The organism is Yoonia sp. (assembly GCF_017854415.1).
In the GTDB taxonomy this organism is placed as follows: Bacteria; Pseudomonadota; Alphaproteobacteria; order Rhodobacterales; family Rhodobacteraceae; genus Yoonia.
Genome location: NZ_JAFMHR010000021.1, coordinates 1 through 12,750 on the forward strand (window position 1 = coordinate 1; position 12,750 = coordinate 12,750).

14 protein-coding genes are annotated in these 12,750 nt (G+C 56.3%); 6 read left to right on the forward strand and 8 right to left on the reverse strand.

Translation table 11 applies throughout. From position 1 onward, the window contains the following. The 5 genes from QZ197_RS04165 to ilvD form a co-directional block, all read right to left on the reverse strand. The coding region (locus QZ197_RS04165; protein ID WP_296430366.1) for a fasciclin domain-containing protein at positions 1–410 on the reverse strand (410 nt) is incomplete at its 3' end. 124 nt (positions 411–534) lie between these two features. Next, on the reverse strand, positions 535–897 hold the full coding sequence (locus tag QZ197_RS04170; protein WP_272146637.1) for a hypothetical protein: 363 nt from the start codon (positions 895–897) through the stop codon (positions 535–537). A 20-nt stretch (positions 898–917) separates the two neighbouring features. Next, complete coding sequence (locus tag QZ197_RS04175) at positions 918–1,691, reverse strand: DUF6478 family protein (RefSeq protein ID WP_296430368.1); 774 nt, start codon at positions 1,689–1,691, stop codon at positions 918–920. A gap of 61 nt (positions 1,692–1,752) precedes the next feature. Beyond that, a complete protein-coding gene (locus tag QZ197_RS04180; protein ID WP_296430371.1) occupies positions 1,753–2,361 on the reverse strand; it encodes a dihydroxy-acid dehydratase in 609 nt (202 codons plus the stop codon). Between the two features lie 4 nt (positions 2,362–2,365). Next, on the reverse strand, positions 2,366–4,099 hold the full coding sequence (ilvD, locus tag QZ197_RS04185) for a dihydroxy-acid dehydratase (RefSeq protein WP_272146563.1): 1,734 nt from the start codon (positions 4,097–4,099) through the stop codon (positions 2,366–2,368). 108 nt (positions 4,100–4,207) lie between these two features. On the opposite strand from ilvD, the gene QZ197_RS04190 reads away from it, so the two are divergent. From QZ197_RS04190 to QZ197_RS04215, 6 genes are all read left to right on the forward strand, one after another. After that, positions 4,208–5,116, forward strand: a complete 909-nt coding sequence (locus QZ197_RS04190) for a CPBP family intramembrane glutamic endopeptidase (protein ID WP_296430374.1) — start codon at positions 4,208–4,210, stop codon at positions 5,114–5,116. 58 nt (positions 5,117–5,174) lie between these two features. Then, a complete protein-coding gene (gene accD, locus QZ197_RS04195; RefSeq protein ID WP_296430377.1) occupies positions 5,175–6,107 on the forward strand; it encodes an acetyl-CoA carboxylase, carboxyltransferase subunit beta in 933 nt (310 codons plus the stop codon). Next, a complete protein-coding gene (locus QZ197_RS04200; RefSeq protein ID WP_296430380.1) occupies positions 6,104–7,378 on the forward strand; it encodes a folylpolyglutamate synthase/dihydrofolate synthase family protein in 1,275 nt (424 codons plus the stop codon). Before accD ends, QZ197_RS04200 begins: the two co-directional genes overlap by 4 nt. Next, positions 7,375–7,881: a hypothetical protein gene (locus tag QZ197_RS04205; protein ID WP_296430385.1), complete on the forward strand. Its 507-nt coding sequence runs from the start codon at positions 7,375–7,377 to the stop codon at positions 7,879–7,881. Before QZ197_RS04200 ends, QZ197_RS04205 begins: the two co-directional genes overlap by 4 nt. Before the next feature lie 275 nt (positions 7,882–8,156). Further along, positions 8,157–9,848, forward strand: a complete 1,692-nt coding sequence (locus tag QZ197_RS04210) for a tetratricopeptide repeat protein (protein WP_296430388.1) — start codon at positions 8,157–8,159, stop codon at positions 9,846–9,848. After that, entirely contained in the window at positions 9,835–10,692 is an 858-nt protein-coding gene (locus QZ197_RS04215) for a 4-(cytidine 5'-diphospho)-2-C-methyl-D-erythritol kinase (protein ID WP_296430390.1), read from the forward strand. The genes QZ197_RS04210 and QZ197_RS04215 overlap by 14 nt, the downstream gene beginning before the upstream one ends. Here QZ197_RS04215 and QZ197_RS04220 read toward each other — a convergent pair. From QZ197_RS04220 to QZ197_RS04230, 3 genes are read right to left on the reverse strand one after another with little or no spacing between them, the layout of a single operon-like run. Beyond that, positions 10,689–10,880, reverse strand: a complete 192-nt coding sequence (locus QZ197_RS04220) for a hypothetical protein (RefSeq protein WP_272146514.1) — start codon at positions 10,878–10,880, stop codon at positions 10,689–10,691. The genes QZ197_RS04215 and QZ197_RS04220 overlap by 4 nt on opposite strands. 36 nt (positions 10,881–10,916) lie before the next feature. Next, on the reverse strand, positions 10,917–11,474 hold the full coding sequence (gene rsmD / locus QZ197_RS04225; protein WP_296430395.1) for a 16S rRNA (guanine(966)-N(2))-methyltransferase RsmD: 558 nt from the start codon (positions 11,472–11,474) through the stop codon (positions 10,917–10,919). Beyond that, complete coding sequence (locus QZ197_RS04230) at positions 11,471–12,682, reverse strand: FAD-dependent oxidoreductase (protein ID WP_296430397.1); 1,212 nt, start codon at positions 12,680–12,682, stop codon at positions 11,471–11,473. The genes rsmD and QZ197_RS04230 overlap by 4 nt, the downstream gene beginning before the upstream one ends. Between the last annotated feature and the right edge of the window lie 68 nt (positions 12,683–12,750).

Genomic DNA, 12,750 nt, shown 5'->3' on the forward strand with positions numbered 1-12,750 from the left:
ACCTTCACGCCATTACGGCCGTCGATGTGCACGTCCGCACCATTAACCGTTGCAACGCTCAAACGCTGACCTGCAAGCGCGTCGGATGTGACTGCACCTGGAACGACGTGGTACGTAAGGATTGATACCAGCGTATCTTTGTTTTCTGGCAGCAACAGCGATTCCACTGTGCCCTCTGGCAGGGCTGCGAAAGCTGCGTCAGTCGGTGCGAATACGGTGAATGGACCGTCGCCTTTGAGGGTATCAACAAGGCCCGCAGCGGTAACAGCTGCGACCAATGTGCTAAAATTACCGTTGGATGCGGCGATGTCGACGATGTCTGGTTCTTTCTCCATCATCGGGGCACATGCGGCAGCTGCGGCAACGCCAAAGGCAAGAATAGCGGACTTGATAGCAAAACGACGGTTCATTGTGTGACCTTTCTAGTCTTTGATAATGGTATCTTTACGCATCAAAGACTGACTTGGTTTTCATTCTGACAATGAGTTTATCTGCTGAATTAATGTGATCTGAACCTGAGGTTCCGACGTACGTTCAGCCTTGCGCGCAGTGTTTTCGAAAGGCTGATTTCAGAATGTCGAGCTCGCTGCGTAGCAAACTGATTTCTGCACGCAGATCATCCTCTAACGCGTCGCCAGCCAGAAGTGTGAAATGAGCGATGACGATGTCGTTGTTACTAACCGTAAAGGTCTGCAAGCCGTCGTTGATCAACTGCGGCGGAATGGGGGCTTTGATCAGCCACATCGCGCGGGCGCTGTCAAAGCTGTATGTCACGTTTTCAAGAGAAACGCCTTGGTGCGCAACTTTGATATCGGGTTCCGCTGTTGCTGTGCCGGACAATTCGCCCTCCCAAACGCCTGCGCGGATTTGGGTGTTGATGATCTGGTGTTGGGTCATCGCGGGGCTATGTCCTTTGTCTAAATCTCGGCGCGCGGATAGCGGCACAGGGTCAGGTCGCGGAATGTAATTTTGTTCATTGCGGGACTTTCGATCATGAGATCCACCCACATTTTGTCCGCACGCTGCTCGTTCAGCTGGCTATAGGCGAGATCGAATTCAACCATCGTTTCAGCCTGATCGTCCGGTAGGGTCAGCAAAAGCTGTTCGGTGTTCGGGCCGTGCTTGACGTTCAGCCGCGCGTAGATCCTAGAAGGACGTTCGCGTTCGATCACCGCGGCAAAGCGGATCAGGTGTTTTCTGCGCAGTCCCTTGCATGAATCGGGCGGTACTTCGATCACTATCGAAAGATAATTTCCATCAAAATGAAATGCTTCAATAGCCAATCCGTAGGGTGAAAGATCAATTTCGCGTATGTTTCTGATTTGCCGCAGGGTGATCTCGGCGCTTTTGCAATCGTGAAAGATCACGACTTCATTGGTCATGTTATCTTTGGGCATTGCGGGTGCCAGCCCACCTTGGGCATAAGCGGACCGCCAGAGTTTTGGACGCCACGCCCAATCAGTGCCCGAAGGCCGCGGAAACGTCGTCGATCCGGGACGCGGCAATGCAAGACGGCTTTCGGCTTCGGCTTGGAAGTTGCGCACATGGCGAACCAGCTTTTGAGCCATTTGGCTTTGTGTCTCGAGAGAGGTCAAATCGACATCGCCCGCTTGGCGCATTGTCGCCTTCCACCGCGCGACAGAGCGGCGGTGTAGAAAGCGCCCGATCATCCCGTGAGGTGAAAAAAGCATAATTGCGGCAGTCCTATTGTGTCGCGCTTAGTTTGACATCTGCGCATGCAAGATAACAGCCTTAGGCGTCTGGATTGTCCTCGTCGGTATCGTCGCTGGTGCTTTGCACACCGGCAAGAACCAGTTTCAGCAAACCTGCTCCTGGCCCATCGCGTAAAGGTGCTGCAGATAATCCGCGCACTCCTATCGTGACAAGCCGGCCGTCGATGTCACGAAAGGCGCGCCATTCTTCAGCTTGCAATCCAGCGATCGGGGGCGCGCCTGCGTCGGCGAAATGAACCATAACTTGGTCGTTGAACGCTTGGGTCGAAAGGATTGTTACGTCGCTCGCGTCGCCTTGCTGGCTTAGCAAGCCAGCGCCGGCATCGGTGATCAAGAAGTCACGCAAAGCGATTTCGTCTTGGGCAATGCTGCCGCTGTTATCGGGGCCGACTTGAATGGTGGCCATGCCGATGACTGCGGGCGTATCTTGGGTGCCGCCAAGCGTCACGCAAGGTGCAATCACGGCGAAGTCGCGGCGCGGTTGGCTGGCAAGATTATCGACACAATACCCCGCAGGTGGGGTCGCCAGAATCGCACCATCTGCCAAAGTGACTGACTGCGATGGGGCAGGCGGGGTGCAGGCTGCAATAGCCAACATCCCGCACAATCCAACGCTTGCGCGCATCATGGGATCAAAGATCCATATAGATGTGCTTTTCTTGCTTTGCGCCCGGATGCGTGACAGCCCCAAGCCGTGCGCCGCCGACAAGCTGCGCATATTTCCACAAAGCGCCCGAAGCGTAGATCGTTTCTTTCGGGCCCTTCCAGTTGGCTTTGCGTGTCGCTAGTTCTTCGTCAGTCAGGTCAACGCTTAGCACGCCCTTGACCGCATCAATGGTGATCATATCGCCATTCTCGAGCAGTCCGATTGGCCCTGCATGTGCCGCCTCTGGACCTACGTGCCCAACACAGAAACCGCGTGTCGCACCCGAGAAACGACCATCGGTGATCAGTGCTACTTTTTTGCCCATGCCTTGACCGGATAGGGCCGCCGTTGTTGCCAGCATTTCGCGCATGCCCGGACCACCTGAAGGGCCTTCGTTGCGGATGACCAGAACTTCGCCTTCTTCATAGGCGCGTGCTTTGACGCCTTCGAATGCGTCTTCTTCGCATTCAAATACGCGCGCAGGGCCGGTAAAGACTTGTTCGTCTGCGGACATGCCCGCGACTTTGACGATTGCGCCTTCGGGGGCAAGGTTGCCTTGCAGGCCAACAACGCCACCGGTCGGAGTGATCGGAGTTTCAACCGGATAGATGACTTTGCCGTCTGCATTGCCTTTGATCATATCAAGCTCTTCGCCCATCGTGCGGCCTGTCGCTGTCATGCAATCTTCGTGAATCAGGCCAGCTTTGCGCAGTTCTTTGAGAACAACTGGTACGCCGCCCGCTTCGTAAAGGTCCTTTGCTACGTAATCGCCGCCCGGCTTAAGGTTAACGAAGTACGGGGTGTCGCGGAAAATCTCGCACACGTCTTGTAAGTCGAAATCGATACCCGCTTCGTGTGCAATCGCGGGCAGGTGCAGGCCGGCGTTGGTGGACCCACCTGTGCAAGCCACAACGCGGGCCGCGTTTTCAAGCGATTTGCGTGTCACGATATCGCGCGCGCGGATGTTCTTTGAGATCAGTTGCATCACAGCTTCGCCAGAGGCCACACCGTATTGGTCGCGGCTTTCGTAAGGTGCAGGCGCGCCCGACGAATTCATCAGCGCAAGGCCGATGGCTTCGGAAACGCACGCCATAGTGTTGGCGGTAAACTGGCCGCCACATGCGCCCGCAGATGGGCAGGCCACGCGTTCCAGGATTTCAAGCTCCGCGTCAGTCATGTTGCCGGCTTGGTGTTTGCCAACAGCTTCGAACACGTCTTGGACGGTCACGTCTTTGCCCGCCAAACGGCCCGGCAGGATGGACCCACCGTAGATAAAGACTGACGGAGTGTTCAGACGGACCATCGCCATCATCATACCCGGCAAAGATTTGTCGCAACCCGCAAGGCCCACAATCGCGTCATAGCAGTGGCCTCGCATTGTTAGTTCAACCGTGTCCGCAATCGCGTCGCGTGATGCCAGTGACGACCGCATCCCTTCGTGGCCCATCGCGATGCCGTCGGTAACGGTGATCGTCGTGAATTCACGCGGCGTGCCGTAGCCCTTTTTGACGCCTAGCTTTACAGCCTGCGCCTGACGGTTCAGCGAGATATTGCAAGGTGCGGCTTCGTTCCAGCAGGTGGCGACACCGACCCAAGGCTGTGCGATTGCCTCTTCGTCCAGACCCATCGCGTAGAAGTACGACCGGTGCGGCGCACGTGATGGGCCTTCGGTGACGTGGCGGGATGGAAGGTTGGTTTTATCGACCTTGTCTTTGGACATCTGAATTCTCCTGCAAAACTGTTGAGAGAGGTCTAAATAGTGGGCAAGCCCTGCGCAAGCCTTCAAGTGGCGGTTGCGACTGACGTGCGGCGCGGCCTAGTGTCCGGCATGAGTGATCCTTACGCCGCACATCGCGACTTTATTCGGCCAGCATGGGCCGCGCGCGACTTATGGCGGGTAATAGTGATGATAGTCGCGTTCGAGGTGGTTTTCATGCTGTCACCGTCGGTTTTCGCGAGCGTGCTGCCCAGTCCGGAATTGTCCGCCGCCTTTTACGAAGGCACATCCGCATTCGGCACTTTGGCGCAGTTTGCATCCTTTGGTGTGGCTGCGGCCGGATTTGTCATCCTGCTGCAGCTTTTGCATGGACGTGGATTTTGGTCACTAATTGGTCCAGCTGCCGCAGCAAAGCGTGATTTGACCAATGTCGCAGTCTTGGTCGGTTTTTGGCTGCTTGTGCTCGAAGTTTTCCCACCATGGATCGACACTGCCGATCTTGCCATGGTTCGTAATTTCGGGGTCTGGCTGGCGCTGATCCCGATGGCACTGGTTGTGTTGCTGATCCAAGTGGGCACCGAAGAAATGTTCTTTCGCGGCTATTTGCAGCAACAATTTGCATGCTTGTCATCAAGCCGTTGGGCGTGGATGGTCCTGCCATCTTTGATGTTTGGCGGGCTGCATTATTGGAATGGCAATGGCGCTGCAGATGGCATTATCTGGGCGATTTGGGCCGCAACGCTTGGGATTGCCTGCGCTGACCTGACGGCGCGGACCGGCAATCTTGGGGCCGCGATTGGCTTGCATCTAGCCAACAACGCTTTTGCTTTGTTGATTGTTGCCGTTGAAGGCTGGCCTGCGTCCGGTGTCGCGCTGTTCTTATATCCCTATGAGGATCCTGCGCTTTATGCGCTGGATGCAGAGGCTTTGTTCAGTCCTTGGGTTATTTTTCAACTTATAACCTTGCTTATCACAATATTTATCATGTGGGTTGCGGCACGCGTTGCATTGAAGCGTTGATTGCAATTCATTCCGACCCGTCATATCTCGGATGGGAAACTCGTCTAAAGGCTTGCTCATGAACTGGATCACCAATTACGTCCGCCCCACGATCAACTCGCTGTTTTCGCGCCGCGAGGTGCCGGATAATCTTTGGACTAAGTGTAACGAATGCGGAACAATGCTGTTTCACCGCGAACTTGCCGACAATCTGAATGTTTGCACCAATTGCGATCACCATATGGCGATTGGCGCGCGTGACAGGTTGCGTTCTATCTTTGACGGCGGTGTTTTTGTGGACGTCGCGGTGCCCGAGCCTGTAGCCGATCCGCTGCATTTCCGTGACCAGAAACGCTATACGGATCGCATCAAAGAAGCCCGCAAGAAGACCGGCGAAAAAGATGCGATGCTGGTCGCCGAAGGCGAGATGGGCCGCACTGGCGTCGTGGTTGCCGTGCAGGACTTTTCGTTTATGGGCGGATCAATGTCGATGTTCGTCGGCAATGCCATTATCGCCGCCGCGGAACGCGCGGTTGCGCTCAAGCGTCCATTGATCCTGTTTTCCGCCGCCGGTGGCGCGCGCATGCAAGAAGGTATCTTGGGCCTGATGCAAATGCCGCGCACGACCATTGCAGTGCAAATGCTCAAAGAAGCGGGCCTGCCCTATATTGTAGTGCTGACGCATCCCACGACCGGTGGTGTGACAGCATCTTATGCGATGTTGGGCGATGTGCAGATTGCCGAGCCCAATGCCTTGATTGGTTTTGCCGGCGCGCGCGTGATTGAACAAACCATTGGTGAAAAACTGCCCGAAGGTTTCCAGCGTGCCGAATACTTGCTGGATCACGGCATGCTGGACCGCGTGACAAAGCGCACGGACCTCAAGGGCGAGCTTGTCACGATTGTACGTTTACTGATGAAGCAGTCCGCGCCGGTCAAAGGTGATTTGCCTGCGCCTGAAATCCAGTCAGGCGCTGCAGAAGAAATTGCGGCGTCGGAAGCAGCAAAGTGACGCAGTCGTCTGATGTGATCCTTGACCGGATGATGGCCTTGCACCCCAAGATCATTGACCTGACCATGGATCGTGTTTGGCGCTTGTTGGCGACCCTCGACAATCCGCAGGACCGCTTGCCGCCGGTAATCCACATCGCGGGCACCAATGGCAAAGGATCAACCCAAGCGATGATCCGTGCCGGGCTAGAGGCAGGCGGCGCCGCTGTTCACGCTTATACGTCACCGCATTTGGCACGGTTTCATGAACGCATAAGGCTGGCTGGCACGCTGATATCAGAAGAAGCACTGACCGATGTGCTGGACCGTTGCTATGTCGCCAATGGCACGGACACGATTACTTATTTCGAGATTACGACTGTTGCTGGGCTTTTGGCTTTTGCGCAAACGCCCGCCGATTACACCCTGTTAGAGGTCGGATTGGGGGGGCGTTTGGATGCAACGAACGTCATCGCAAAACCCGCTGTGACCATCATAACGCCTGTCGATCTAGACCATCAGCAATACCTTGGTGACACGCTGGGCGCGATTGCAGGTGAAAAAGCAGGCATCATCAAGCGCGGCGTGCCTTGCGTCGTTGGCCCGCAACACGACGAAAGCATGGATGTGATCGAACGTCATGCGGCACGTCTTGGTGCCCCGCTTTTGGCGTACGGTCAGCACTGGCATGTCAGCACAGAGCGCGGTCGTCTGATTTATCAAGACGAACGCGGTTTGCTTGACCTTCCGCTGCCCAACTTGCCCGGACCGCATCAGGTTATGAACGCGGGTGCGGCGATTGCCGCCTTGCGCGAATTGGGCAAAGACGATGACGCATGCGAGGCTGCCGTGACCCAAGCCTATTGGCCCGCGCGGATGGAAAAACTGACCGCCGGGCCGTTGGTTGATTTGGCCGCCCCGGCAGAGTTGTGGCTGGATGGTGGACATAATCCGGCTGCCGGACGTGCGTTGGCGGAAACACTGCGCGCCCAACCCAAACGCCCGACGCATTTGATTTGCGGGATGCTGAACACCAAAGACATCGGCGGTTACTTGGCCCCGTTGGCGACAGTGACCGAAACGCTGACAGCCGTCTCAATACCAGGTGAGGCGAACACTATCCCCGCCGAAAAAACAGCCGATCATGCGCGCCAAGTTGGCATGACGGCTGATGTTGCACCTCATGTCCAAGCGGCGATCAGTGCGATTACGGCCAAAGACCCACATGCCCGGATTTTGATATGCGGCTCGCTTTATCTTGCAGGTCATGTGATGCGCGAAAACGGGGCATGATACGCGGGGCGGCATTTGTCTTGTCGCTTTTGTCGACGCAAGCCCACGCGGCGGATTTCTATTTCTGCTGGCAAGGCGCGAACGGTTACACGATGACCGGTCAGATGACGATTGACCCTGCCGCGTTGAACAAACCGATCGTCACACATGATGACGTAAGTCTGTTCAAGATCGCGGGCTATCAAAATGGCAGCCTTTTGGGCAAATGGGATATGGCGACGCGTGTTGAAGGTGCCAGTTGGTTTTTGAATTTTGATCCCGCGCGCCGCGAATTTATGACACCGGGTGATTTGGGGCTTGGGGTTAGTCAGGCGTGGAACGCGAATGGCGATGCGGATGACTGCGGTACACCCGGCTTTGGTTTTAATCTTGGGAATTATGCGCAGGATTTTTGTTTGAATGGCGTTTGGGTCGAAGCAAGCGGCATGCCACCAGAGACACCTTTCCTCGTGAGCCCCGTGCCCGTTGATCCGCTTTGCCGCGTTTACACGCCAACAAGTTGACCACAAAACGAATCAGTGGCTTGACTGCGAATCACTCATGCGATTAGAATCACCCCTAACGCGAAGCGTCATTATTAATAGACGTGTGCGAGCAGTATTGGCAGGGCAAGGGACAGGTCAAACGACCTGTCCTTTTGTTTTTCCAAAAGCGGACTACGTCAGGCATAACCGATAGGCCTTGTGCAGCGCTTTTTCGTCACGGTTTTGTGTGATTTACATCGTCGCCCCAGACTGGCTAGGGTGCCGGCAATACGATCAAAAGGTGATACCAGACTGTGCTGAAACGTTTATTTACTGCCACTTGTTTTGCCTGCGTTCTATTGGGATCCGGGCCTGCGATTGCTGATCCTGATGCGGGGGCCTATCTGGCCGGACGGCAGGCCGACAGCGTAAACGATTTTACCACAAGCGCGCGTTTCTTGACCAAAGCCCTCTTGGCCGATCCTACAAATGTGGTGCTGCAGGAAAATGCAATGCGGGCGCTGGTCGCGCTTGGCCAGATCGACCGCGCGGTGCCTGTGGCGCGCGCTATGTTCGATCAAGGTCACGACAACCCCATTGCTCATCTGACGATGACCTTGGCGGATGTACGTGCCGAAAACTGGGCTGAACTTGTCGCGGCACTGGATGCAGGACGCGATATTTCGCCGCTTGTGGATGGGCTATCTGTGGCTTGGGCCCACTTGGGCGCGGGTGACATTACCCGTGCATTGGCGGGCTTTGATGCAGTGATCGCCGGTGAAGGCATGGCGGTCTACGGGTTGACCCACAAAGCATATGCCTTGGCGTCTGTCGGCGACTTTGAAGGTGCAGAGGCGATTTTTCGCGACAATCCAGGGCTGCGATTTAGCCGACAAAGCGTAATTGCCTATGCGCAAATCCTAAGCCAGCTTGGCCAGAATGATGCCGCGGTGGACTTTATGGACCGCGTGTTTGGCAATGAACTGGATCCTGGTCTGACGTTATTGCGCGACGATTTGGTCGCTGGAAGTTCGGTTGCGTACAGTGCGGTGCGCACGCCTGCGCAAGGCATGGCGGACTTGTATCTTTTGGTTGCCAGCATCTTGCAGGGCGATGCCCCAGACGAGTTCACGTTGCTTTATGCGCGGGCTGCGACCTATCTTTGGCCTGAAAATACCCAAGCGATCTTGATGACCGCGGGGTTGCTGGAAGAACTGGCGCAATATGACCTTGCCAACGGGACTTACAGTCTTGTCAGTCCGGATGATCCGGCGTTTCTGGCCGCTGAACTGGGGCGCGCAGAAGTACTGCGTTCCGCCGATCGGCCCGACGCCGCGATTGAGGTGCTTGACGCACTAAGCCGTAGCTATCCCGACCGCGCCGAAGTCTATGCTGCAAAGGGCGACAGCCTGCGCCAAGCAGAAATGTTCGAGGAGGCGAAAGCAGCCTACGGGCGCGCACTAGAGCTTTATGATGATACCAGTAACGTCAAATGGTTCATCCACTACACGCGCGGGATTTCACAGCACCAACTGGATGAATGGCCCGGTGCGGAGGTCGATTTCCGCGCGGCACTGGCCTTGCGCCCTAATCAGCCGCAAGTGCTGAATTACCTTGGATATTCGCTGGTAGAGCGTGGCGAAAAGATGGACGAGGCGCTGGCGATGATCGAAACCGCTGCAGCCGCGCTGCCTGATAATGGGGCAATCGTGGACAGTCTTGGCTGGGTGTATTTTCAACTAGGCCGCTATGACGAGGCTGTTTTGCATCTTGAGCAGGCAGCATCCCTTGAGCCATTGGACCCTGTGATCAACGACCATCTTGGGGACGCGTTCTGGGCCGTTGGCCGCGCAACCGAAGCGCGGTTTCAATGGCAACGTGCGCTGTCATTTGAGCCCGAAGAAGATGACGCGATCCGTATCCGCGATAAGCTTGCCCGCGGTCTGGATCTGGTCTTGATTGATGAAGGTGCCCCGCCGTTGCGTGTTGCCAATGACGACGACTAAAGCTGACGCCCCGGCTAAGGTAAACCTGACACTGCATGTGACGGGGCAGCGCGAAGATGGTTATCATCTGCTGGATAGTCTGGTGGTGTTTGTCGATGTCGCGGATCATCTGACGGCAACACATGCCGATGATCTTACCCTGACCGTCAGCGGCCCCTTTGCGCAGGGTGTGCCTGTTGATGACACAAATCTGATGATGCGCGCAGCACAAACGTTGCGCACCGCGCGCGGAATTAGCGCTGGTGCCGCGATGACACTGGTAAAGAACCTGCCACATGCCGCAGGTATCGGCAGCGGATCGTCTGATGCTGCTGCGACGCTTGGGATGCTGGCGGCACTTTGGGATGTCAAACCGCTGGCCGCTGATGTGCCAGAGGTTCTAGCGCTGGGCGCTGATGTTCCCGTTTGCAGACATGCGCCAAACGCGGTTCGCATGTCAGAGATCGGCGAGGTCCTGACCCCTATTCCGCCATTGCCCGCGTTTGCACTGGTTCTGGTGCGCCCGCCTATTGATGTGCCAACGGGTGCGGTGTTTGATGGATTGGCGACCAAACATGGCGCATCGATGTCGCCATTGCCCGCAGGGTTGGGTTTCGCGGGATTTGTTGATTGGTTGAAAGCGCAACGCAACGATTTGCAGCCCCCCGCCGAATTGATCGCACCGCAGATTGCCGCCACGATTGCTGCCCTCTCAGCTTTGCCTGACGTTGCTTTTGCGGGGATGTCAGGGTCCGGAGCGACTTGTTTTGCAGTGGTGCAGGAATTGGATGCGGCGCGGCGTGTTGCAGGTGCGATGCAGGCGGCGCATCCGAATTGGTGGATCGTTCCTGCTGACGTTCTCTAGTCTTTCAGATCGGACTCTGGGTCCATGCGTTTCCACAGCAGGCTTAGTAATGTTTCACCGGCCAGCGGGTTCACGCAGTCTGAAATAAAGACAGGCGCGCCGAATGGCACAGGCGCAGGCAACGGCATGCTGGCCGGTTTTGCACGCGCGACACGCGGTGTCGTGTTGAAATAGCTCGCATCGGTCATGTGCCAAGCTTAGCAATCAAGCGGCTGTCGCGCAAATCACGACTGATAGCGCAGGAAGGTGATCCAGCTATCACCATAGCGGCGTTGGTCCAAACGCATGAAGCCTAATGGGGCGATTTGCGGCTGGCTTTCCTCCCAGACAATCAGCGCATCTTTGCCAATCCAGCCGTTCTGCACGGCTGCGGACAGCGCCTTGCCACCTAAGTTCTTGCCGTAAGGCGGGTCGAGGAAAATCAATCCGCAGGCACCTCCGGCAGGTAGTTGTGCGCTATCGGTGGTCAGCAATGCGGTATCACTTTGGCGGCGCAGTTTTGCGATATTCTCGCGGATCAGCTTTTGTGCCACCCGCCCATTATCGACAAACGTGACATGGACCGCCCCGCGCGAAAGTGCCTCTAGCCCCAGCGCACCGGTTCCCGCAAACAGGTCCAGCACGCGCGCGCCTTTGACCGGATCACCAAAGCGTCCGCCTTGCAGAACGTTAAACAGGCTTTCGCGCACGCGGTCTGATGTCGGACGCAAGTGGGCGTCGTCGTCGCCTTTACCGACGTCTGCCAAAGTCGTTCCGCGATGGGTGCCTGCGATGATCCTCACGGCTTCAATAGTGCTTTCATGTCAGTCGCAGGGTCGGTGATGAGTGTGGGATCAGGGCTGCGACCTGCTTCGATCAGGCGTTTGCCGATCATATAGTTGCGCGGGTCGTTCATCGCGTCGACCGCTAAAAGCGTTGCATCTTTGTAGTACCAGTTGGACTGCACGCCCGCGTCGCCCTTGCGAACGTAGACGTCTGTATATCCGATGTTTAGCCCTGCGATTTGCAGTTTGCAGTCATATTGATCCGACCAGAACCAAGGTTTTGGCATGTAGGGCGTGTCGCCGCCTGCGATATTGATCGCAATCGCCTCTGCCTGATCAATGGCGTTGCCGACGCTTTCGATGCGAACAGTTTGGCCATGGAACTGCGATGATGCACAGTCGCCAGCGGCCCAGATTGACGGGTCAGAAGTGCGCCCGTGATCGTCGGTTGTGATGCCGTTGCCAATTGCCAGACCTGCGCTGTCGGCAAGGATCGTTGCAGGATTTACGCCCACGCCAATGACTGCAAAGTCGATTTCTAATTCGGTCCCATCAGTCAACCGCGCACCAGTGACGTGTTCGTCGCCCAGTAGCCGATCAAGACCGACGCCTTCGCGGATATCAACGCCGTGGGCTTTGTGTAGCTCGCGGAAGTAGTCTGAAGTTTCGGGTGCCGCCACGCGCTGCAAAATTCGGTCAGCCATTTCAACAAGCGTCACGGTGAGGCCAAGCTTTGAGGCAACCGCTGCCGCCTCTAGTCCGATGTAGCCACCGCCGATGATGAGGACGCGTTTTCCGGCTGTAAATTCAGGGGCCATCGCATCTGCATCGGCAAGATCACGCACGGCATACACACTGTCCAGCATACCGCCAATGGACGCAGGCAAGGTGCGCGGGTGCGCGCCAAGTGTCAGGGCAAGCTGGTCGTAGCCCAGCGTTTCGCCATCATCCAAGGTGATTGTCTTGGCGTCTTTGTCGATGCCCGTTACGCGCGTGTTCAGCCGCAATGTGATATTCTGATCTGCATAAAATTCTGCAGGACGCAGGTACAGGCGTTCTTCGGCCATTTCGCCCAGCAGATAAGCTTTGGACAAGGGGGGGCGTTGGTAAGGTGGTACTTTTTCAGCGCCAATCAGGGTGATGTCGCCATCAAAACCGATGCTGCGCAATTTAGCGGCCAGGGACGCACCTGCTTGGCCTGCGCCAACAATAACGACATGGGTCATGGGTAATACCTTTGAATTTCTGGCACTTGGTCGTTGGCACTCTATATGTGAAGCGACGACTTACACAA

Coding starts and splice junctions, on each gene's coding strand:
- QZ197_RS04190 (WP_296430374.1), top strand. CDS start 4,208: ATGAGTGATCCTTACGCCGCACATCGCGACTTTATTCGGCCAGCATGG.
- QZ197_RS04175 (WP_296430368.1), bottom strand. CDS start 1,691: ATGCTTTTTTCACCTCACGGGATGATCGGGCGCTTTCTACACCGCCGC.
- QZ197_RS04205 (WP_296430385.1), top strand. CDS start 7,375: ATGATACGCGGGGCGGCATTTGTCTTGTCGCTTTTGTCGACGCAAGCC.
- QZ197_RS04170 (WP_272146637.1), bottom strand. CDS start 897: ATGACCCAACACCAGATCATCAACACCCAAATCCGCGCAGGCGTTTGG.
- QZ197_RS04215 (WP_296430390.1), top strand. CDS start 9,835: ATGACGACGACTAAAGCTGACGCCCCGGCTAAGGTAAACCTGACACTG.
- QZ197_RS04220 (WP_272146514.1), bottom strand. CDS start 10,880: ATGACCGATGCGAGCTATTTCAACACGACACCGCGTGTCGCGCGTGCA.
- accD (WP_296430377.1), top strand. CDS start 5,175: ATGAACTGGATCACCAATTACGTCCGCCCCACGATCAACTCGCTGTTT.
- QZ197_RS04180 (WP_296430371.1), bottom strand. CDS start 2,361: ATGATGCGCGCAAGCGTTGGATTGTGCGGGATGTTGGCTATTGCAGCC.
- QZ197_RS04230 (WP_296430397.1), bottom strand. CDS start 12,682: ATGACCCATGTCGTTATTGTTGGCGCAGGCCAAGCAGGTGCGTCCCTG.
- ilvD (WP_272146563.1), bottom strand. CDS start 4,099: ATGTCCAAAGACAAGGTCGATAAAACCAACCTTCCATCCCGCCACGTC.